General features: G+C 62.0%; 17 protein-coding genes and 3 pseudogenes. 8 read left to right on the plus strand and 12 right to left on the minus strand.

Annotated elements, in window-relative coordinates; translation table 11 throughout:
- The 3 genes from G113_RS10820 to ilvG form a co-directional block, all read right to left on the minus strand.
- Positions 1-630: branched-chain amino acid transaminase (locus G113_RS10820; protein ID WP_005901381.1), on the minus strand; the 630-nt coding region annotated here is incomplete at its 3' end.
- Between the two features lie 12 nt (positions 631-642).
- Positions 643-930 carry an acetolactate synthase 2 small subunit gene (gene ilvM, locus G113_RS10825; protein WP_005901383.1) on the minus strand — a complete coding sequence of 96 codons (288 nt, stop codon included), beginning with the start codon at positions 928-930 and terminating at the stop codon, positions 643-645.
- Positions 927-2,573, minus strand: a complete 1,647-nt coding sequence (gene ilvG, locus G113_RS10830) for an acetolactate synthase 2 catalytic subunit (RefSeq protein WP_005901385.1) — start codon at positions 2,571-2,573, stop codon at positions 927-929. Before ilvG ends, ilvM begins: the two co-directional genes overlap by 4 nt.
- Before the next feature lie 385 nt (positions 2,574-2,958).
- On the opposite strand from ilvG, the pseudogene G113_RS10835 reads away from it, so the two are divergent.
- From G113_RS10835 to G113_RS10845, 3 pseudogenes are all read left to right on the plus strand, one after another.
- A pseudogene (locus tag G113_RS10835) lies at positions 2,959-4,472 on the plus strand (YifB family Mg chelatase-like AAA ATPase).
- 132 nt (positions 4,473-4,604) lie between these two features.
- Positions 4,605-5,510: pseudogene (locus G113_RS10840) on the plus strand (acyltransferase).
- A 9-nt stretch (positions 5,511-5,519) separates the two neighbouring features.
- Positions 5,520-6,327 (plus strand): annotated as a pseudogene (locus G113_RS10845) (acetyltransferase); the annotation flags it as partial.
- 8 nt (positions 6,328-6,335) lie between these two features.
- Here the strand turns inward: G113_RS10845 and G113_RS10850 are convergent.
- A complete protein-coding gene (locus G113_RS10850; protein ID WP_040319135.1) occupies positions 6,336-6,806 on the minus strand; it encodes a DUF523 domain-containing protein in 471 nt (156 codons plus the stop codon).
- A gap of 118 nt (positions 6,807-6,924) precedes the next feature.
- On the minus strand, positions 6,925-7,575 hold the full coding sequence (locus tag G113_RS10855) for an NUDIX hydrolase (protein WP_005901389.1): 651 nt from the start codon (positions 7,573-7,575) through the stop codon (positions 6,925-6,927).
- 74 nt (positions 7,576-7,649) lie between these two features.
- Between G113_RS10855 and G113_RS10860 the strand changes: the two genes are divergently transcribed.
- The 5 genes from G113_RS10860 (at position 7,650) to phnE (ending at position 12,914) form a co-directional block, all read left to right on the plus strand.
- Positions 7,650-8,276: an isochorismatase family protein gene (locus tag G113_RS10860; RefSeq protein ID WP_005901390.1), complete on the plus strand. Its 627-nt coding sequence runs from the start codon at positions 7,650-7,652 to the stop codon at positions 8,274-8,276.
- A gap of 104 nt (positions 8,277-8,380) precedes the next feature.
- The gene (pncB, locus tag G113_RS10865) at positions 8,381-9,559 is read left to right on the plus strand and encodes a nicotinate phosphoribosyltransferase (RefSeq protein WP_005901391.1); all 1,179 of its coding nucleotides are present in this window, start codon (positions 8,381-8,383) and stop codon (positions 9,557-9,559) included.
- A 189-nt stretch (positions 9,560-9,748) separates the two neighbouring features.
- Positions 9,749-10,594 (plus strand): putative selenate ABC transporter substrate-binding protein, encoded by an 846-nt coding sequence (locus G113_RS10870; protein WP_005901392.1) that lies wholly within the window; start codon positions 9,749-9,751, stop codon positions 10,592-10,594.
- Positions 10,591-11,373, plus strand: a complete 783-nt coding sequence (locus G113_RS10875) for a phosphonate ABC transporter ATP-binding protein (RefSeq protein WP_005901393.1) — start codon at positions 10,591-10,593, stop codon at positions 11,371-11,373. The genes G113_RS10870 and G113_RS10875 overlap by 4 nt, the downstream gene beginning before the upstream one ends.
- Complete coding sequence (gene phnE / locus G113_RS10880) at positions 11,367-12,914, plus strand: phosphonate ABC transporter, permease protein PhnE (protein WP_005901394.1); 1,548 nt, start codon at positions 11,367-11,369, stop codon at positions 12,912-12,914. Before G113_RS10875 ends, phnE begins: the two co-directional genes overlap by 7 nt.
- Before the next feature lie 97 nt (positions 12,915-13,011).
- Here the strand turns inward: phnE and G113_RS10885 are convergent, their stop codons facing one another.
- The 7 genes from G113_RS10885 to G113_RS10915 all read right to left on the minus strand — a co-directional run.
- Positions 13,012-13,620, minus strand: coding sequence for a thiol:disulfide interchange protein DsbA/DsbL (locus G113_RS10885; protein ID WP_005901395.1), 609 nt, complete (start codon positions 13,618-13,620; stop codon positions 13,012-13,014).
- 133 nt (positions 13,621-13,753) lie between these two features.
- Entirely contained in the window at positions 13,754-14,743 is a 990-nt protein-coding gene (locus G113_RS10890; RefSeq protein ID WP_005901396.1) for a serine/threonine protein kinase, read from the minus strand.
- An 86-nt stretch (positions 14,744-14,829) separates the two neighbouring features.
- On the minus strand, positions 14,830-16,281 hold the full coding sequence (gene ccoG, locus G113_RS10895; protein ID WP_005901397.1) for a cytochrome c oxidase accessory protein CcoG: 1,452 nt from the start codon (positions 16,279-16,281) through the stop codon (positions 14,830-14,832).
- A 195-nt stretch (positions 16,282-16,476) separates the two neighbouring features.
- Positions 16,477-16,740 (minus strand): YihD family protein, encoded by a 264-nt coding sequence (locus G113_RS10900; protein WP_005901398.1) that lies wholly within the window; start codon positions 16,738-16,740, stop codon positions 16,477-16,479.
- A gap of 30 nt (positions 16,741-16,770) precedes the next feature.
- Complete coding sequence (locus G113_RS10905) at positions 16,771-17,925, minus strand: GGDEF domain-containing protein (RefSeq protein ID WP_040319136.1); 1,155 nt, start codon at positions 17,923-17,925, stop codon at positions 16,771-16,773.
- 186 nt (positions 17,926-18,111) lie between these two features.
- Complete coding sequence (cueR, locus tag G113_RS10910; protein WP_005901400.1) at positions 18,112-18,501, minus strand: Cu(I)-responsive transcriptional regulator; 390 nt, start codon at positions 18,499-18,501, stop codon at positions 18,112-18,114.
- Positions 18,502-18,592: 91 nt separating this feature from the next.
- Positions 18,593-19,817, minus strand: a 1,225-nt coding sequence (locus tag G113_RS10915; RefSeq protein WP_005901402.1) for a heavy metal translocating P-type ATPase, incomplete at its 5' end; no start/stop codon positions are given.

A 19,817-nucleotide genomic window follows, 5' to 3' on the forward strand; every position in this document is an offset into this window, starting at 1 on the left:
GAACAGTACCCCATTCTTCACCAGGAAGAGGTTCTCCCCCGCCCCCTCGCTCAGGTAGCCGTTCACGTCCAGCGCCAGCCCTTCGGCATAGCCGTTGCGCTTGGCCTCCCGGCTGATGAGCTGTGACGAGAGGTAGTTGCCGCCGGCCTTGGCCCCGGTCGGTATGGTGTTGGGAGCGAGTCGATTCCAGGAGGTGACGCACACGTCCACCCCGTTTTTCAGCCCCTCTTCCCCCAGATAGGCGCCCCAGGGCAGGGCGGCAACGATGAGATCCGCTTTGGCATCCAGCGGCGGATGCAGCCCCAGTCCTACGTTGCCGATAAAGGCGAGTGGGCGCAGGTAGCCGCTTTTGAGGCCATTGGCACGGACCACGGCGCGACAGGCGTCGTTCACCTCGGCCTCGCTGAAGGGCACGTCCATCCAGTAGATCCTGGCGGAATCGAACAGGCGCCGACTGTGCTCCTGCAGGCGGAAGATGCAGGTGCCCTTGGGGGTGTCGTAGGCACGCACCCCCTCGAACACCGAGGAGCCGTAGTGCAAGGCATGACTCATGACGTGTACCTGGGCATCTTGCCAGGGCACCATATTGCCGTTGAACCAGATGAATTGGGGGTGGGTGGCCTGTGACATGCTTGCTGCTCCTTATGCGTGTATTCTGGGCTGCGGTTCCAGTGCATCAACCCGGGAGACGTCCACCAGCTTGACCAGCTGACTCCACAGCTGCGCGATGGGACGCGTCGACTCGACAGTAACCGTGATCCGCAGCTGTTGGCAATCTTGCTCCATATGCAGGGCATTGAGATTGAAGCCGCGGTGGCGCACCACTCGCAGTACTCGTTCCATCACTTCGGGTCTGGATTTCGCGTGGATCTCCAGGGTGTTGACCTGGCTCAGGGGAGCCGTGTTGCTAGCAAGCGGGGCGTGGTTCATGGGCGTTGTTCCATCATCTTGTGGTTGGCGACTCCCGGTGGTACCAGGGGCCAGACATTCTCTTCCTCTGAGATAGCGACATGCAGCAAATAGGCGCTCTCGCTCGCCAGCAGGCGACCCAGCGCCGGGGCTATCTCCTCCTTGCATGTGATGGTCTCGCCGGGGATGCCAAAGGCAGCGGCCAGGGCGATGAAATCCGGGTTGTCGGAGAGGATGGTTTCGCTGTAGCGGCCGTCGAAGAACAGCTCCTGCCACTGACGCACCATGCCGAGCCGCTGGTTGTCGATCAGTACCATCTTCACCTTGAGCTGGGCGCGGCGTATGGTGCCAAGCTCTTGCACATTCATCATGAAGGAGCCATCACCGCTCACCAGCACCACCTCATCCTCGGAGCGGGACATCTTGGCACCGATGGCGGCGGGCAGACCAAAGCCCATGGTGCCGAGCCCGGCACTGGAGAGATGGTTGCGCGGGCTGGTAAAACGCATGTGCTGGGCCACCCACATTTGGTGCTGACCGACATCGCAGGCTACCACGCTGCTCTCTGGCAGCAGATTAGAGAGCTGCTTGAGCAGGGCCGGGGCATAGATGGGCTGACCCGGATGATCGTAGCGAAACGCATATTCCCGCGCCATGGCGGCACAGTGGTCCCGCCAGGGCGCAATATTGAGCGCCATGGCCAAGGCGGGCAGTACCAGCCTCAGATCGGTGCTGATGCCCACATCGGCGGCACGACGCTTGCCAAACTCGGCGGCGTCCACATCCAGATGGATCACCTTGGCGCCAGGGGCGAACTCCTCCAGCTTGCCGGTCACCCGATCATCGAAACGCGCCCCCACCACCACCAGCAGATCGCACTGCTGCACCCCGTAATTGGCCGCCTTGGTACCATGCATACCCAGCATGCCCAGATAGACGGGACTGTCAGGATCCAGCGCCCCTATCCCCTTGAGGGTGGTGACCGCCGGCATGCCTGTGACTGCGGCGAACTCACGCAGCTGGGCCTCGGCATTGGCCATGCCCACGCCACCACCGACATAAAGCATGGGCCGCTCGGCGGCCGCCAGCAAAGCGCGGGCCGTCTCCAGCGCGCGCGGGCAGAGCAGTTCGGGCTCCTCCACCGCAAGCTGGGGATATTGCGGGAGCATGGCGGCTAGCTGCACATCCTTGGGGAAATCGATGAGGACAGGGCCGGGGCGCCCGGAGGTGGCGATAGCAAAGGCCTCTGCGATGACCTGGCCCAGCTCGGCGGTATCCGTGACCATGAAGGAGTGCTTGGTGCAAGAGAGAGACATGCCGAGCACGTCCACTTCCTGAAAGGCATCGGTGCCGACCGCCGCGCAGGCCACCTGGCCACTGATCGCCACCAGGGGCACGGAGTCGAGCAACGCCTCGGCCAGGCCGGTCACCAGGTTGGTGGCCCCCGGGCCCGAGGTGGCGATACAGACCCCCACCTGACCGGAGGCGCGGGCATAACCCACAGCCGCCATGGCGGCACCTTGCTCGTGACGGCAGAGCTGGTGGGCCAGTCCACCGTCATAGAGCGCATCGTAGACCGGCATGATGGCACCGCCCGGGTAACCGAACACCTGGGTTACCCCCTGCTGTTTGAGTGCCTGTACCAAATAGTGCGCGCCGTTCATGGGGAAAATCCTGTTCCTTGGTCGAAAAAAAACCCCCGGGCCGTGAGGCTCGGGGGTCGCTTGTTTCGTTCTGTCCGGTAGTGGGTCTATCCCTTGTTCCGTGCAGCTAAACGAGCCCCGAGCGGTGTGATAATAATCACCACTAGGACCACAATAATGCTGACGAAACGGGAAGCCATGTTCATAGTTACTACCACAAAATCCGATGAAATCTGGGCGGTTGTTACCGCGAATGGCTATTAGAACTAGCATGACGATATTTATCAGGCAAGCATTTATTACATTACAAGCCACTAATTTTAACTATATCCGTCGAATTTGACTGGTATAAAACACTGACAAATTGCAGTTAGTCAGAACATAACTCAACTCAAGGATGGGGTTTATGTCATTAGCTGTGGTTTATAGCCGTGCTAGCCTGGGGATCCAGGCACCGCAAGTGACGGTGGAAGTTCACCTCTCCAATGGCCTGCCCGCCTTCAACATGGTGGGCCTGCCCGAGACCTCGGTGAAGGAGTCGCGGGACAGGGTGCGCAGTGCCCTGCTCAACGGCAACTTCGAGTTTCCAGCCAAGCGCATCACCGTCAATCTGGCTCCGGCCGATCTGCCCAAGGAGGGGGGCGCTTCGACCTAGCCATCGCCCTCGGCATTCTCGCAGCATCCAAGCAGATTCCGGCAACATACCTGCTAGATCATGAATTTTTAGGGGAATTGGCGTTAACCGGCGAGATCCGCCCCGTGCTTGGCGTGCTGCCCGCCGTGCTCGCCTGCCGCGATGCGGGGCGCACCCTGCTGGTGCCCACCGCCAACGGTATCGAGGCCGCCCTCATCCAGGATGCCAAGGTACGCTGTGCCCATCAGCTGCTGGCAGTGACCGCTTGGTTGGCAGGCCAATATGAGTTGCCGCTGCCGATCCCTCAGCCAGACAGCAAAGATCCTGAAGTGGCAGATCTGCAAGATGTCATAGGGCAATCCCAAGCCAAACGCGCGCTGGAGATAGCCGCCGCAGGCTGCCACAACTTACTGTTTATAGGCCCCCCCGGCACAGGAAAAAGCATGCTGGCCAGTCGCCTGCCCGGTATATTGCCGCCGCTCAGCGAAGAGGAGGCCCAGCAGACCGCCGCCATTCATTCAATTGGCAGTCTGACCCCGAGGCAGGGTCTTTGGCACCAAAGACCCTATCGCACGCCCCATCACAGTGCCTCGGCGGTGGCCCTGGTCGGCGGCGGCAGCCACCCCAGACCCGGTGAAATATCCCTGGCCCACAACGGTGTGCTCTTCCTTGACGAGTTGCCCGAGTTCGAGCGCAAGGTGCTCGATGCCCTGCGCGAGCCGCTGGAGACGGGCCATATCACCATCAGCCGGGCCGCCCGTCAGGTGGATTTCCCCGCCCGTTTCCAGCTGATTGGCGCCATGAACCCCAGCCCCTGCGGCCATTTTGGTGACGGCCTGAGCCGGGCAAGTCCGGATCAGATCCTGCGCTATCTCGGCAGACTCTCCGGCCCCTTCCTGGATCGTTTCGACCTCACCGTGGAGGTGCCGCTCCTGCCCAAGGGCAGCCTGACCGGCCAGGCCCAGCGCGGCGAGCCCAGTGCCAGGATCCGCGACCGGGTGCTGGCGGCCCGTGAGCGAATGCTGGCGCGCAGTGGCAAGTTGAATAATCTGCTAGATAGCCGGGAGATTGAAGACGTTTGTCGCTTGTCAGCGCAGGATGCCGAGTTTTTGGAGACAGCAATCCAGCGGCTTGGCCTCAGCATTCGCGCCTGGCATCGCATACTGCGGGTGTCCCGTACCCTGGCCGATCTCGCAAGCAAGGCCAACATCGAGAAGGCGCATCTGGTCGAGGCGCTGGGGTATCGCGCCATGGACAGACTGCTGAGCAGGCTGCGCGGCGGCTAAACTGCCGCGCTGCCCGGGCAGATGTAGCCTCACCCCCCCCCCCCCCGTTGGTCTAGCCCATACTCGGCTGATATTATGGCGACACATCTGACCACTTAATCGACCTGTAGCCAGCAAGACGGATCCATCCCCATGCAAAACAAGCTGATAGAGCGACTGCGCGGCAGCCTCTCGACCCTGCTCTATTTCTTCAATACCCTGTTCTGGTTTATGCCCGTGCTGGGGCTGGCCCTGCTCAAACTGCTTGTCCCCCTCAATGCCTGGCGTACCGGCTGCAATCGGCTGCTCGATGGCTGTGCCGGTTACTGGATTGGTGTCAACAATCTGATCCAGCAAACCCTGCTCAAGACCCGATTCGAGGTGGTCGGACTGGACAACGCCAGCCTGAACCAGTGGTATATGGTGGTTGCCAACCATCAGTCCTGGGTCGACATACTGGTGCTACAGCGGGTTTTTAATCAAAAAATCCCCTTTCTGAAGTTTTTCCTGAAGAAAGAACTGATTTGGATACCTTTTCTCGGGCTGGCCTGGTGGGCGCTCGATTTTCCCTTCATGCGGCGATATTCAAAGAAATTGCTGGAAAAGAAGCCGTATCTGAAGGGAAAGGACATAGAAACGACCCGGCAGGCCTGTGCCAAATTTCACCATATGCCGGTGAGCGTGATGAACTTCGTCGAGGGCACCCGCTTCACCGCCCACAAGCATGACAAGCAGGCGGCGCCCTACCGCCATCTGCTCCATCCCAGAGCGGGCGGCATCGCCTTTACCCTGGCGGCCATGGACGGCAGGCTGCATCAGCTGGTTGACGTGACCATAGGGTACCCGGGCGGGATACCGAGTTTTTGGGATTTCATGTGTGGCCGGGTTGGCACTATCCGGGTCAGGGTTCGTTTCCTGCCTATAACACAACATCTGGTGGGGGATTACTTCAACGACCCCGTCTTTCAACATGACTTCCAGCAGTAGCTGAACGGGATCTGGCGTGACAAGGATCAGACTCTGAGCCAGCTGCTGAACGATGAGACACGACCTTGTTAAGCCTGTTGCCCGGTCCCTGCGCTGGCGCTGGCCTGCTGCCGGATTAACAACCGCTTGATGCGGATCTGGCTAAGCGGCAATGCCCTGGTAATGCGCTGGACGACCCGAGTGGAGTGGCAGATAGAAGACAGCAGCCAGCTGCGCAAAGAGGGCTGGAACCTCATCGTCAGCAACCACCAGAGCTGGACCGATATCGTGGTATTGGGCCATCTGTTTCGTAAGCAGCTGCCGGTGCCCAAGTTCTTCATGAAACATGAACTTATTTACATCCCCCTGCTGGGGCTCGCCTGCTGGGGGCTGGACATGCCCTTTATGCGCCGTTATTCCCGGGAGTTTTTGCTGCGCAATCCACACCTGCGCGGCAAGGATATCGAGACCGCCCGCAACGTATGCATCGCCACACTCCCACCACCATCATCAACTTCGTCGAAGGCACCAGAGTCACGGCGCAGAAGCAGGCCCAGAGCCGCTCACCCTATTGTCACCTGATGGCCCCCAAGGCCGCTGGCCTGGCCTTCACCTGGCTACCATGGGTGACCAATTTGATGGACTGATCGATATCACCCTCAACTACCCGGACAATCCGCGGCACCCCTTCAAGGACTTCCTGATGAGGCACCTGGATCTCATTCAGGGACGCACCACTGAGCACGTCATCGACGAGAGTCTGATCGGCGACTACTTCCACAACAAAGAGTCCAAGCGTCGTTTCCAGCAACGCTTGAATCGGCGCTGGGCCGAGAAGGATGAGATACTGGCCCGCTGGCAGGCCGATGAAGCGCAGGCGCCCCGCGCCATGCGGTCAACCGGGGATAGCCCCCGTCCTCAGACGAGGGCAAGGGCCAAGGCGGCCAGCTGCTCCTCGGAAAAGACCAGAATGCCATGGCGGCGCAGCAGAGCCGTGGTCTTGCCCTCGCCCGGCACCGAGACTCCCTCGAAATGGCCGTTGTAGATGCGGCCACTGCCGCAGGAGGGACTGCCCTCCTTGAGCAGGGCGAAGCGGATCCCTTCCCGCAGGCAAAGCGCCAGCGCCAGCTCGGCGCCACGATCAAACTCCGCGGTCACATCCAGACCATTTCCGGTACGAACTTGCTCCCCCTGACGCTCGGCGGGAGGGCGCGGAGTCGGCAGGCCGCCGGCTACCTCGGGGCAGAACGCCAGCACGCGCCCCTCGGCCCCCAGACTCGCCAACCAGTCGCTGATGATGCCCTTGCTCTGGCCGTCATAGCGTACCGGCTGGCCAAGCAGACAGGCGCTGACCAGCACTCTCGCGGGCGTGGATGACGATCCCGTCATGCCTCACCTCCCAGCTTGCTGGCGGTGGGTTGACGGCGCTGACCGACCTGGCCCATCGACTGCCCAAACAGGCTGGCATGGAACAATCTCATATCCATCATGACTCTCCTGTGTGGCCTCAGGCTTCGGCGCCGTGCATCAGCTGATCGAACAGTATGCAGGGCGGGGCATCGAGCCGATAGAGGCTGGCGGGCCTCTGCTTGCCGGTGCGTTTGCGGCCGGTGTCGGCCAGGATATTGGCGCGATGGATCCGCTTGCGAAATGCCGCCGTGTTCATCGGCGTGCGCAAGATGATCTCATAGGCACGCTGCAACTCGGACAGAGTGAATTCGGTGCCGAGCAGTTGCACCGGCAAGGTGCTGTAGCGGCTCTTGATCATGAGCCGCTCTAGGCCTTTGCCAATGAGGCGGGCATGATCGAAGGCCAGGGTCACTCCGTCCAGCTCGGCGAGCGGGCGCCATTGGCCACGGCTCGGCTGCATGTCGGGCCCGACCAGGCAGAGATAGACGAGGGTAGTGGACCAGCCACGAGGATCCCGTTCCTGATCCCCCAGGGTACAGACCTGTTCGCTATAGCTGACGCCAAGGCCCCACTCGGCCAGCAACCGCTGCAAGGCATCGTCCAGATCCCTGTCCCGGCGCTCGTCGATACGCCGAGCCGGCAGTTGCCAGCTGTGGGCAAAAGGCGGGCTTTGGCGCGGCTCGAGAAGCAACTCGAGCCGCTCCTCCTTCAAACGCAGCACCACCATATCCAGACTCATGCTCGGCATTTCGATCGTCTCGCTCGCCTTCCATTAATGTTTGGTAGATAATATCACATAGATAATATGTGCAGGAGCCATTCATGGGAATCATCGCCAGCCTGGATATCGATGCGCAGAAGGGATTTACCCCCCTGTGCCCCAGCGAGCTACCCGTGCCCGGCGGGGACGAGATCGCCGCCGCCCTCAACGCCCAGGCCGCCCTGGCCAGCTTGCGTGTCGGCAGCAAGGATGCCCACCCCGAGGGGGCCCTCTGGGCGACGGGCCGCCCCTTCGTCCCCCTTTCCCACGCCAATGTGGATCTGAGCTGGCCGAGCCACTGCGTCCCCGGCACCCCGGGCTTCGAGCTGCTCGACGGCTTGCCCGCCCCCATCGACTATGACTTCTTCGTCTGGAAGGGGATAGAGCCCGACCTGCACCCCTATGGTGTCTGCTATCACGACCTGGCCGGACGGCGCAGCACCGGTCTCATCGAGTTTCTGCGCAGCCGGGACGTCACCACAGTACTGGCGGGGGGCCTGGCCACCGACTACTGCGTCAAGACCAGCGTGTTGCAACTGCGCCAGGCCGGTTTTCGGGTGATAGTCCATCTCGATGCCTGCCGTGGCATCGCCCCCGAGACGGTGGCCAGCGCCCACACCCTGATGATCGAGGCGGGGGCCGAACTGGCCCGGAGCCTGACCGATGTGCAACGCCTGCTGGACGCCTGATATGTCTTCACCCATCTTCGCCAGCCTGGCCAACACCGGCGTCTGCAAACTACCTATGCCGCAGGGGGGCGCCACCGCGCCCACCAGTCTGCGGGGAGCCTGATATGCCGCCGATCCTTACCAGTCTGCTCGACACCGATGCTTACAAGCTGCATATGCAGCAGGCGGTCTATCACCGCTATCCAGACGCCGAGGTAGTGGCCGAGTTCCACAGCCGCAATGAGGAAGATCTGCTGCCCATGATGGGGCAGATTGAGAAACAACTGCGTCTCGCCGGTTCCCTGAGGCTGAGCAAGGCGGAGAGCCTGTTCCTGGCCGAACGCCCCTTCTTCAGCGCCGATTACCTGGATCACCTGCGTCGCAAGCCCCTCGACGCCTCTCTGCTACGGGTCTTCGAGCGGGATGGTCGCATCAATGTCCGGGTCGAAGGTCCCTGGCAGGATGTCATCCTGTGGGAGATCCCCGTACTCGCCACCATCAGCGAGATGCGCAACCGCTTCCGCTATCCCCAGCTCGGGGTGAGCCAGGCCCTGACGCGGCTGGATCAGAAGATCGACAAACTCCAAGACACATTGAGCCCGGAGGAGATGCAGGATTTCAATCTCATCGACTTTGGCACCCGCCGCCGCTTCTCCCAGGCGGTACAGGATGCCGTGGTCGGTCGTCTCAAGGAGCGCCTGCCCTGTTTTCGCGGCACCAGCAACTATCAACTGGCCCAGAAATACCAGTTGCCCGCAGTCGGCACCCAGGCCCACGAATGGTTCCAGGCCCACCAGCAGCTCGGTTTCCCCCTGGCCCAGAGCCAGCGTGCAGCCCTCACCAGCTGGCTGGATGAATTCAGCAGCCACCTCGGCATCGCCCTGACCGACTGCATCACCATGGACGCCTTCCTGCACGACTTCGACTTCGAGCTGGCCAGTCGTTACCAAGGACTGCGCCATGACTCCGGCGATCCCGTGGTATGGGGCGAGAAGGCCATCAGCCACTATCAACGGCTCGGCATCAATCCCGCCAGCAAGACCCTGGTCTTCTCCGATGGCCTCAATCTCGACAAGGCGGTAGCGCTGTTTCGTCACTTCCGTGGCCGCATCAACACCAGCTTCGGCATCGGCACCCAGCTCACCTGCGATCTGCCGGGGGTGAGTCCGATGAACATCGTCTTCAAGCTGATGGAGTGCAATGGCGGTCCGGTCGCCAAGATCTCCGACAGCCCGGGCAAGACCCTGTGCCGGGATGCCGACTTCGTGCGCCACCTCAAGCAGGCCTTCCACCTGCCCCGCTGAGTCCTGGAGCCCCTCATCCCGTCGTTCAGGCTAGGTACCGCGTCGCCAAGGGCGGGATAAATGGGGGCCGAACTGGCATCCGGGCCCCAAGATGCATACCATATGCCCATTCCAAGGTCCGACTTCCATCGGACCTTCTCTTTGTCTATTACCTTGCCGCCCAACCGCTAGCTACGAAAGGAAAATCACATGTTGAAGAAATGGATACTTCCCCTCACCGCCCTCTTTGTCAGCCTGGGTGCCAGCGCCGCCGAGCCGCTGCGGGTCTCCGCCATCCCCGACGAGGTACCGACCGAGCTGCAACGCAAGTTCGCCCCTCTGGGTGACTACCTGGCCGAGCAGACCGGTCGTGACGTGGTGTTCGTCCCGGTCAATGACTACGCCGCCGTGGTCGAGGCCCTGGCCGCAGGCAAGATAGACATGGCCTGGCTGGGCGGTTTCACCTATGTGCAGGCTCATCGCCGTGCCGACGGTGTCATCCCCCTGGTGCAACGCGCCGAAGATGCCCAGTTCACCTCCAAGTTCATCGCCAACGCCGACAGCGGCATCAAGACCCTCGCCGACCTGAAAGGCAAGGACTTCGCGTTCGGCTCCCCCTCCTCCACCTCGGGTCACCTGATGCCGCGCCACTTCCTGGCCGAAGAGGGCATCAATCCCGAGCAAGATTTCGCCCACGTCGCCTTCTCCGGCGCCCATGATGCCACCGTTGCCTGGGTCGCTTCCGGCAAGGTGCCCGCGGGTGCGCTCAACGCGTCGGTGTGGGACAAGCTGCTGGAAGAGGGCAAGGTAGACACCAAGAAGGTAAAGGTGATCTGGACCACGCCGACCTATTTTGACTACAACTGGACGGTGCGCGGTGGCCTGGACCCGGCGCTGCAAGCCAAACTCAAGCAGGCCTTCCTCAACCTGGATCCCAAGGTGCCTGCCCAGGCCGAGATCCTGAAACTGCAACGGGCCAGCCGCTTCATCGAGACCAAGCCCGAGAACTATCAGGGTATCGAAGCCGCCGCCGTCCAGGCTGGTTTGCTGAAGTGATTGCCGTCGACCTGCGTCAGGCCAGCCTGCGGTTCGCTGATCTGCCCGTGCTGGCAGAGATCAGCCTGCAGATCCGCGCCGGGGAGCGGGTCGCCGTAATAGGGCCGAGCGGCGCGGGCAAGACCAGTCTGCTGCGCCTGCTCGCCACCGAACTCAGGGCCGATAATTCGGGGGCTCTGCTGCTGTGGCAGCAGGATCCCTGGCAACTCTCGAGCCGGGCACGCCAGCGACTGCGCAGCCGCATCGGCATGGTGTGGCAGGCGCCGCCCCTGCCCCCCTCCCAGTCCGTCATCACGGCGGTATTGGCCGGGCGGCTTGGTCAATGGTCCCTGCCCAAGGCCCTGTTTTCCCTGCTGCGTCCCTGCGACCCCGCGGGGGCCCGCACCGCACTGGCGCGCCTCTCCCTGGCCGACAAGCTGTACCAGCCCTGCGCCACCCTCTCCGGTGGCCAACTGCAACGGGTCGGCATTGCCCGGGTGCTCTATCAGAACCCGGATCTGATGCTGGCCGATGAGCCCGTCTCGGCCCTGGATCCCGTGCTGGCCGAAGCCAGCATACTCACCCTGCAACAACAAGCCGCCGCACGCGGCAGTACGCTGATCACCAATCTTCATGCGGTGGATCTGGCCCTGCGCCACTTCCCGCGCATCATAGGCCTGCGTCAGGGCCGCATCCTGTTCGACTGCGCCGCCGAGGCGGTCAGCCCCGCCATGCTCGCCGAGCTCTATGGCAACGAGCAGCCGGGCAGCCTGGACGCAGAGCAGGCGCAGTCGTGCTAGCGTCCGGCCAGGCCTTGCGCCGTCCCTGGGGCTGGCTCCTGCTGCTGGCGCTCTATGGTCTCTGGCAGGATGCCACCAGCTGGCGCGCCCTGTTCGAGCCACAGAGCTGGCAGCAGATGGGCAACTTCGCCGCCCACAGCTGGCCACCGCGCCTGGATGGTGACTTTCTCGCCCTCACCCTGCGAGCCACCCTGGAGAGCCTCGCCGTGGCCACCCTGGGGCTGTTCGGTGCCCTCCTGCTCGGGGTGCCCTTCGCCCTGCTGGGTTCCCGTGCCCTCTCCCTGTCGCGGATAGGTGCCCTGCCCGCGCCGCTGCGCAATGGCTTGCGGGCGCTATTCCGCTTTGTTGCCATCCTGCTGCGCAGCCTGCCCGAGCTTATCTGGGCGCTGCTGTTTGTCCGCCTGTCGGGGCTGGGCCCCATGGCCGCTATCCTGGCCATCTCGGTCAGCTATGGCGGCATGCTGGCCAAGGTCTACAACGAGATCATGGAGAGTGGCGCCCTGCAGCCAGCCCGGGCCCTGCTGCTCGGCGGTGCCGGGCGCTTGCAGGCACTCTGTTACGGCGTGCTGCCTGCGGTGCGCCAGGAACTGCTCTCCTACACCGTCTATCGCTGGGAGTGTGCCCTGCGCGCCTCCGTCATCATGGGCTTCGTGGGGGCCGGAGGCCTGGGTCAGCAGCTCGAACTCTCCCTGCGCATGTTTGCCGGTGGTGAGGTGGCGACCCTGCTGCTGGCCTTCGTGGCGCTGGTGGTGCTGGCCGATGGCCTGAGTGCCTGGCTACGCCACAGTCGCGCCCCCGGCATGCTGCTCGGTGCCCTGCTGCTGCTCGCCAGCCTGGGGGCCTTCACCCTGCTCGACTGGCGCACCCTGAGCTTCTCACTCGGCGGCATGGGGCGCTTCCTGGCGGAATTCCTGCAACCGGACTGGTCTCCCCCCTTCCTCAAGCTGGTGGCAGGTGGCCTGATCGATACCCTGCAGATGGCGCTACTCAGCACTCTGCTCAGCGCCCTGCTGGCCACGGGGCTGGCCGTGCTGGCGCGCCAGTTCTGGCCGCTGCGGCTGCTGTTCAACCTGCTGCGTTCCGTGCCCGAACTGATCTTTGCCAGCCTGCTGGTGATCGCCGTGGGACTGGGTCCGGTCGCCGGTGTGCTGGCGCTGACCCTGCACACCACGGGCGTCTTAGCTCGCCTCTTCGTAGAAACGCTGGAAAATACGGATCAGGGGCCGCGCCGTGCCCTGCAGCTGGCCGGAGCCGGGCGCCTGGCCAGCTTCTGGTACGGCCTGCTACCCATGGTGTGGCAGCAGTGGCTGGCCTACAGCCTCTATCGCGGCGAGATGAACTTGCGCGCCGCCACCATTCTCGGTGTGGTCGGGGCCGGCGGCCTGGGACAGCAGCTCTATGTCTCCTTGAGCCTGTTCCGTTACGACCAGGCCGCCACCCTGCTGCTTGCCATCCTGCTACTGGTCTGGCTGGCAGAGGAGCTCAGTCGCCGTACCCGCTTGCCCAGCATCTCGCGTCAGCAACGGGACTGTCAGGTCTGACACTCAGTTCAGCCGCCGCCGGACCCGTGGCGCGCCTTGTCCCATAAAAAAACGCCCGCCGGTTTGCACCGGCGGGCGTTTCATCAGAGGGCATTAATCAGTCTTTCTTGGCGAGCAAGAACTTCACCAGCTGATTGAACTGCTCCTGGGAGGTGATGGATTCAATCTTCACCATGTACTTGCCGTTGACCAGGAAGGCCGGTACGCCGCGCACATTGTAGGTCTCGGTGTTGCGATCGAACTGGGCCACCATGCCGGAGACGGCGAAGCTGTCCACGGCGCCGGTGAACTCTTCGGCCGGTACACCGTTGTCGACGAAGATTTTCTCCACATCGTTACGGCTCTGGGGCACCTGACGCTTGACGTGGATGGCATCAAAGATGGCTGGAGTCAGCTTGTCTTCAGCCTTGAGCAGGTTGGCAACCGCATAGGCGCGCTGCAACTCGGGACCCATCTCGCGACCCAGGAAGGCGACCGGGTTCTTCTTCAGGGTCACCCCTTCCGGCAGGCTCTTCTGCAGATCGTCAACGATCGGCTCGAACTTGAAGCAGTGAGGGCAGAAGTAGGAGAAGAACTCCATGACCTCAGGCTGAGCACTGCCAGCCTGTTTGACTACCTCATAGTTGACGCCTTCCTTGAACTCAGGGGCAGCGTGAACCATGGGTATCATCAGCATGGCAGCAAGAAAGCACAGTATTTTTTTCATGATGTTTCCTGTTAAGGGGAAGCAGTGAGGCACGCCCGGAGAACCGAAGCAGACCAAGCCTATTGCGTCCCCCTCCCGGCGTCAATGGCAAAGGAGGGGGGTCGCAGGGCAGACCATACTGGCAACGGGGGCATCACCAACCCGGCGTCAGGGTGAGCGGAGGCGCACTCAGGGCCGCCAGCTGCTCATGGAGGCTGGCGATCTGGCTACGCCAGTAGTGCTCGGTATTGAACCAGGGGAAGTGACGGGGAAAGGCCGGATCTTCCCAGCGCCGCGCCAACCACCCCATGTAGTGCACCATGCGCATGGCGCGCAGGGGCTCTATCAGCGCCAGTTCACGGTGGTCAAAATCCATGAACTCCTCATAACCGGCCAGCAGGGTATCGAGCTGGATCAGCTGCTCGCTGCGCTCCCCCGAGAGCAGCATCCAGAGATCCTGGATGGCGGGGCCGGTGCGGCTGTCGTCGAGATCGACGAACATGGGGCCATCGCGCCAGAGGATGTTGCCCGGATGGCAGTCGCCGTGCAGGGCTATCTGTGCCACATCCAGGCGCAGCGCATCGGTCACATGCTTGGTCAGCTCGTCGAGCAGGCCGAAGAACTCCTTGGCCAGGCCACTTGGCAGCCACTCCCCCTCCGCCAGCAGGGCACGCGGCTCATGGAGCATGCTCTCCACATCGAGCCGAACCCTGTGCTGGAACGGGCGAATGGCCCCTATGCTGTGGATGCGACCCAGGTAGCGCCCCACCCACTCCAGCTGATCCAGATTGTCCACCTCGAACTGGCGCCCGCCGACGCTATGCCAGATGGCGAAACCGTAGCCCTGATGCTCGAGTAGCGTCTCCCCCGCGAAGGGGATAGGTGCCGCCACCGGGATCTCGACCTCGTTCAAGGCGGCGGCGAAGGCATGCTCCTCCAGGATCTGGGCCCGGCTCCAGCGTCCGGGGCGGTAGAACTTCACCACATAGCGGCGACGATCTTCATCCTGAAACTGGTAGACCCGGTTCTCGTAACTGTTGAGCTCGATGAGGCCGGAATCGACACGCAGACCACTGAGGTCGAGGGCATCCAGGATGAGATCGGGATTGAGGTCGGAATAGTTGAAACGCATGAGATCCACCATGAGAAAGGGGCGCCGATGCGCCCCATTCTATCATTACCCCGGCAAATGGTTGGCGAAACTGGCCCGCCATTTGCGTCATATCACCCTCACAACCGACTGATGAATTTGCTGGCCTGGCGCAGCTCGGCCTTGTCATCATCAGGGGCCGCATCGGCCCGTTTGAGCACGAACTGGATATCCAGTGCCGGCCGTTTCAAGTTGTAGGGATCCACGGCCAGACTGATGGGCAAGGTATAGATCTCGCCCGACTTCAGGGTCACTTCCCGTGGACCGAACCACTGGTGCTCGGGCAGCCCCTCCACATCCAGCTCGAAGACCTGGGCATGCAGGGTCTTGTTGAGGATCTTGAGGGTATAGGTGTTCTCTATCAGACCCTCACTGTTCTCGCGGAACAGCTGGTTGCGATCCCGGATGATGTCCAGGCCCATGGGCATGATGGACATGGCGTTATACACGAATACGCCCAGCATGATCGCCATCACCAGGCCATAACCCAGCAGCTTGGGTCGCGCCACATGGGTGCTGTCGTGCTCCAGCTTGTGCTCCGTGGTGTAGCTGATCAACCCTTTCTCGTAGCCCATGCGTTCCATGGTGTTGTCACAGGCATCGACGCAGGCGCCGCAGTTGATGCACTCGTATTGCAGACCGTCACGGATATCGATGCCGGTCGGGCAGACCTGCACGCAGAGATCACAGTCGATGCAATCTCCCAGGCCAAGGGTCTTGGGATCCACCTTGCGGGGACGGGGGCCCCGGTTCTCGCCGCGCTTGGTGTCATAACCGACGATGAAGGTGTCCTTGTCGAACATGGCGGACTGGAAACGGGAGTAGGGGCACATGTGGATACACATGATGGCGCGCATCCAGCCCGCGTTGCCATAGGTGCAGGCCGCGAAGAAGATAACCCAGAAGGTGACCCAGCCGGAGGCCGAGGCGGTAAAGAACTCGGGTATCAGCGCAGTGGCATCCTGGAAGTAGGCAACGAAGGTGAGCCCCGTGCCCAGGGAGAGCAGGATCCAGGCCAGGTGCTTGGCGCCTTTACGCAGCAGCTTGTCAGCATTCCAGGGGGACGCGTCCAGCTTGCGACGCTTGTTGGCCGAGCCCTCGAACTTCTCCTCGAACCAGATGAACATGAAGGTCCACACCGTCTGCGGGCACAGATAGCCACACCAGACCCGACCGAGGAAGGTGGTCACGAAGAAGAGAGCGAAGGCGGCAATCATGAACACCCAGGCGAGCAGGGTGAGATCCTGAGGCCAGATGGTGGCGCCGAAGATATGGAACTGCTGATTGCCGATATCGAACAAGATGGCCTGACGACCGTCATAACGCAGCCAGGGCAGGGCGACGAAGAGGACCATGAAGAACCAGCCCATCAGCTTGCGCAGTCGCTGCCAACGGCCAGTCTGGGCTCGCACATAGATACGATTGCCCGGATTGAACCTGTCCTCGCTCGACTTGAAGGCATTCGGGTTGAAGCTCCCGGTCACGCCTGTGTCGGTCACATCCTTGATGTCGATCTTCTCCTGGTCGGCCATTGCTACCCATCACTCTGTTAATTGTTATGGCGCGGATTATATCTTAAACAGCCTGCTAACCGTGTGGGTTTGATGTGTTGAATATTGGAGCAGTGTCGCAATTTTCAGCAACAAAAAAGGCACATTGCCAGTTGACCATGCGCCTTTCACTAAGATTCTCTTGAAACCCTGGCACTCACCCCGGTCGAGTCGGGATCACTTGATGCCGCGCGCCTTGAGCAGGGCTTCCTTGAAGTCCGGTACGCTGTCCTTGGCCAGACCCGGGATCATGGCCTGCTTGTCGGCGTCACGCATCTTGAGGTGGTAGATGAGCATGTCATCGGTCAGCTCGGACAGCGACCCCTTGAAGCCCGCCTCCTCGGCCAGCTTGGCCACTAATTGCACCAGGCTGAGATCTTGCTCCTTCACCCAGGCAGGTTGCAGCAGCTCGAGCAGCTCTTCGATACGATGACATTGCATAGACGACCTCTTTAATCTGTCAGTAATGAGTCAAGCCACCTTACCCATCAAGGCGACTTCGATCCGATCCCGGCCATTATGCTTGGCCTGATAGAGGGCCGCATCCGCTTTCTGCACTAAATCCGCAATATCAAAGTGGTTATCTGGCACCAGTGTCGCCACCCCGAAGCTGCAGCTCACCTGGCTGGATACCAGCGACTTAGGATGAGGGATCTGTATCTGCTTGAGGGCATCACGCACCTGCTCGGCCACCTGCAAGGCGCCTTGCATGCTGGTGCAGGGCAGCAAGAGGGCAAACTCCTCCCCACCGTAACGGGCGGCCAGATCATCTTCGCGCCGCGGCACCTTGGCGAGCAGGGCCGCGACCTGTTGCAGGCACTCATCACCGGACTGATGGCCGTAGTGATCGTTGAATTGCTTGAAATAATCAACATCCAACAGCACCAGTGAGAGCGGCGCCTGGGCCCGGTGGCAGCGGCGCCACGCCTTGGCAAGGCAGTGATCCAGATGGGCACGATTGGCGATTCCAGTCAAACCGTCGCGCCGCGAGGTGAGCTTGAGGTGTTCCGAGACAACCTTGAGCTCGGCGACCAGGTTGGCATTGGAAAAGCTGTGATAAAGAGAAGCAGCCTGATCCCGGCGCAGGCGGCGCAGCAGCGTCGGCAGGAACACAAACAGATAGCCGGCGAGCATGCTGGCAACGATCCGCTCCTGCTCATTGCCCTGCGCCAGCTCGAACAGAATGGCGAGTCCCAGGGGCAGCATGGCGCCATAGAAGGCGCGTCGGCTCCCAAACAGCATGATGGCGCCACCGGTCAGGATCAGGCTGGTCAACATCATCATGGCGGCACGATAGGCGTCTGGCAGTCGGCCCATGTAGAGCAGTACGCCGAGGGCCCAGATGATGGAGGTGATGGTCACTCCGATGAACAGCTCCCGCTCAAGCAGGGCCAGGGGGGTAGTATCGAGCCGAGTCTGACGCCAACGCAGGTGCCAGCCACGGCCACAGAGCGTCAATAACACCAGACCAAGCCAGGTCAATGTCTCGGCGGCGGGCAGGTAGTCATGAAACAGCAGAGCCCACCCCAGGGCCAACAGCGCCAGACAGGGCAGACTGAACGAAGCATGGGTATAGAGCTGAGCCATGATGGCTTGCCTAACCTGTCGTGTCACACTCTGGCTCAAGGGGGAGGTACTCCATTTGCGATGGCCGCATAGTCTATCCCAGCCCCTTGCGGCCAACAACAAACGGCCAGTTATTAACCACTAAATCAGCCAGCGCCGCTGACAAGAGGGGGTAAAGTCTGGACGTAACTCAACAAAAAACATAACAATCAACACATTAAGTACATATTGACTGAGATTGATGCCTCAGCCCTTCTCCAGCTCGTCGAGGATGGCGCAATCGGGTTTGTCATCCCCATGGCAGCAGGTCACCAGGCCCTCCAGACTGGTCAGCATGGCCTGCAACCCCTTGATGCGATCTCGCAGGTCGACGATCTTCTCCTGAGCCAGCTTCTTCACCTGGGCACTGCTCCGGTGCTTGTCGCGATACAGGGCCAGCAGCTCCTGGCACTCCTCCAGGTTGAAACCCGTCTCCCGCGCCCGCTTGACGAAATGCAGCTCGCGCACCGTCTCCTCCCCATAGCTGCGATAGCCGTTGTCACTGCGCTGGGGGGCAGTGATCAGGTTGATGCTCTCGTAATAACGGATGGTTTTAGCGCTGAGGCCTGTGGCCTGAGCGGCCTTGCTGATATTCATGACTGACTCCTGATACCGGCTGCGTCACTGGCAGCCGGAGTGCTATTTCAACATCGAGCAATAGGCGGGACCATGCCCCGCCCGAGGATCACTAAGCCCGCCCGGCCTTGGGCTGCCAACGCTTGAGCAAGAGCGAGTTGCTCAATACCGTGACGCTGCTGAGCGCCATGGCTCCCCCCGCCAATTCGGGGCTCAGATAACCGAGGGCCGCCAGGGGAATGCCTATCACGTTGAAGGCGAAGGCCCAGAACAGGTTCTGACGTATGGTGCGCCAGGTCGCCGCCGAGATGTCGATGGCATCGGCGACCAGCCGCGGATCCGCTCGCATCAAGGTGATGGACGCCGTCTCCATCGCCACGTCCGACCCCGACCCCATGGCAATGCCGACATCGACCGCGGCTAACGCAGGAGCATCATTGACCCCGTCGCCCACCATGGCCACCAGCCCCTTGACCTGTGCTCGCAGCGCCTCGACCTTGGCGACCTTGCCATCCGGCAGGATGGAATCGAAGGCCCCGGCCAGCCCCAGTTTAGCGGCGATATGCGCCACGGGTGCCGCAGCATCGCCACTCACCAGCCAGCTCTCTATGCCCCGCGATGCCAGCTCGGCGATCGCCTGCTGGCTCTCTGGGCGCAGTTTGTCTGCCAGCGCGGCGACCCCGGCCAGCTTGTCATCTATGGCCACCCAGACCCGGGTCGCCCCATCCCGGCTCTCTGGGGTCTCGACCACCAACCCCAGGGTCGCCATCAACTCATGATTGCCAATCGCCACCTTTCGTCCCTCAACCAGGCCTTGGATGCCCGCGCCGATCCGCACCTCGACCTCTTGCGGCTCGGGCAGCGCCAGCTCGCCTTGCGTCTCGACCATGGCCCGGGCCAGAGGATGTTCGCTCGCCTGCTGCAGAGCTGCAGCCAAACGCAGGGAATCAGCATCTCCACTCCAGTGCTGCAGCACAGGCCTGCCTTCGGTCAGGGTGCCCGTCTTGTCGAAGATGAGCGCCTTGATGGCATGAGCCTTCTGCAGGGTATCCACATCCTTGATCAGTATGCCATGGCGCGCCGCCACCCCGGTTCCGGTCACGATGGCGGCTGGCGTGGCCAGCCCCAAAGCGCAGGGGCAGGCAATGACCAGCACGGCCACCGCTGCCAACAGGGCCTGACCGAAGTCGCCGACCAGGATCCACCACAGCAGCAGGGTGAGCAGGGCAATCACCATCACCACGGGCACGAACACAGCCGAGACGCGATCGACCAACTGCTGCAGCGGCGCCTTGCCCATCTGGGCGCTCTCGACCAGGGCGATGATCTTGCTGAGA

Origin of the sequence: Aeromonas molluscorum 848 (assembly GCF_000388115.1) — a bacterium.
Taxonomy (GTDB): Bacteria; Pseudomonadota; Gammaproteobacteria; order Enterobacterales; family Aeromonadaceae; genus Aeromonas; species Aeromonas molluscorum.

Bases quoted from the DNA above. Each gene is read 5' to 3' on its own strand.
- ccoG (WP_005901397.1), bottom strand. From the start codon at position 16,281: ATGGCCGACCAGGAGAAGATCGACATCAAGGATGTGACCGACACAGGC.
- cueR (WP_005901400.1), bottom strand. From the start codon at position 18,501: ATGAATATCAGCAAGGCCGCTCAGGCCACAGGCCTCAGCGCTAAAACC.
- G113_RS10850 (WP_040319135.1), bottom strand. From the start codon at position 6,806: ATGACGGGATCGTCATCCACGCCCGCGAGAGTGCTGGTCAGCGCCTGT.
- G113_RS10890 (WP_005901396.1), bottom strand. From the start codon at position 14,743: ATGGTGGATCTCATGCGTTTCAACTATTCCGACCTCAATCCCGATCTC.
- G113_RS10885 (WP_005901395.1), bottom strand. From the start codon at position 13,620: ATGAAAAAAATACTGTGCTTTCTTGCTGCCATGCTGATGATACCCATG.
- G113_RS10860 (WP_005901390.1), top strand. From the start codon at position 7,650: ATGGGAATCATCGCCAGCCTGGATATCGATGCGCAGAAGGGATTTACC.
- ilvM (WP_005901383.1), bottom strand. From the start codon at position 930: ATGAACCACGCCCCGCTTGCTAGCAACACGGCTCCCCTGAGCCAGGTC.
- G113_RS10870 (WP_005901392.1), top strand. From the start codon at position 9,749: ATGTTGAAGAAATGGATACTTCCCCTCACCGCCCTCTTTGTCAGCCTG.
- G113_RS10900 (WP_005901398.1), bottom strand. From the start codon at position 16,740: ATGCAATGTCATCGTATCGAAGAGCTGCTCGAGCTGCTGCAACCTGCC.
- G113_RS10855 (WP_005901389.1), bottom strand. From the start codon at position 7,575: ATGCCGAGCATGAGTCTGGATATGGTGGTGCTGCGTTTGAAGGAGGAG.
- pncB (WP_005901391.1), top strand. From the start codon at position 8,381: ATGCCGCCGATCCTTACCAGTCTGCTCGACACCGATGCTTACAAGCTG.
- ilvG (WP_005901385.1), bottom strand. From the start codon at position 2,573: ATGAACGGCGCGCACTATTTGGTACAGGCACTCAAACAGCAGGGGGTA.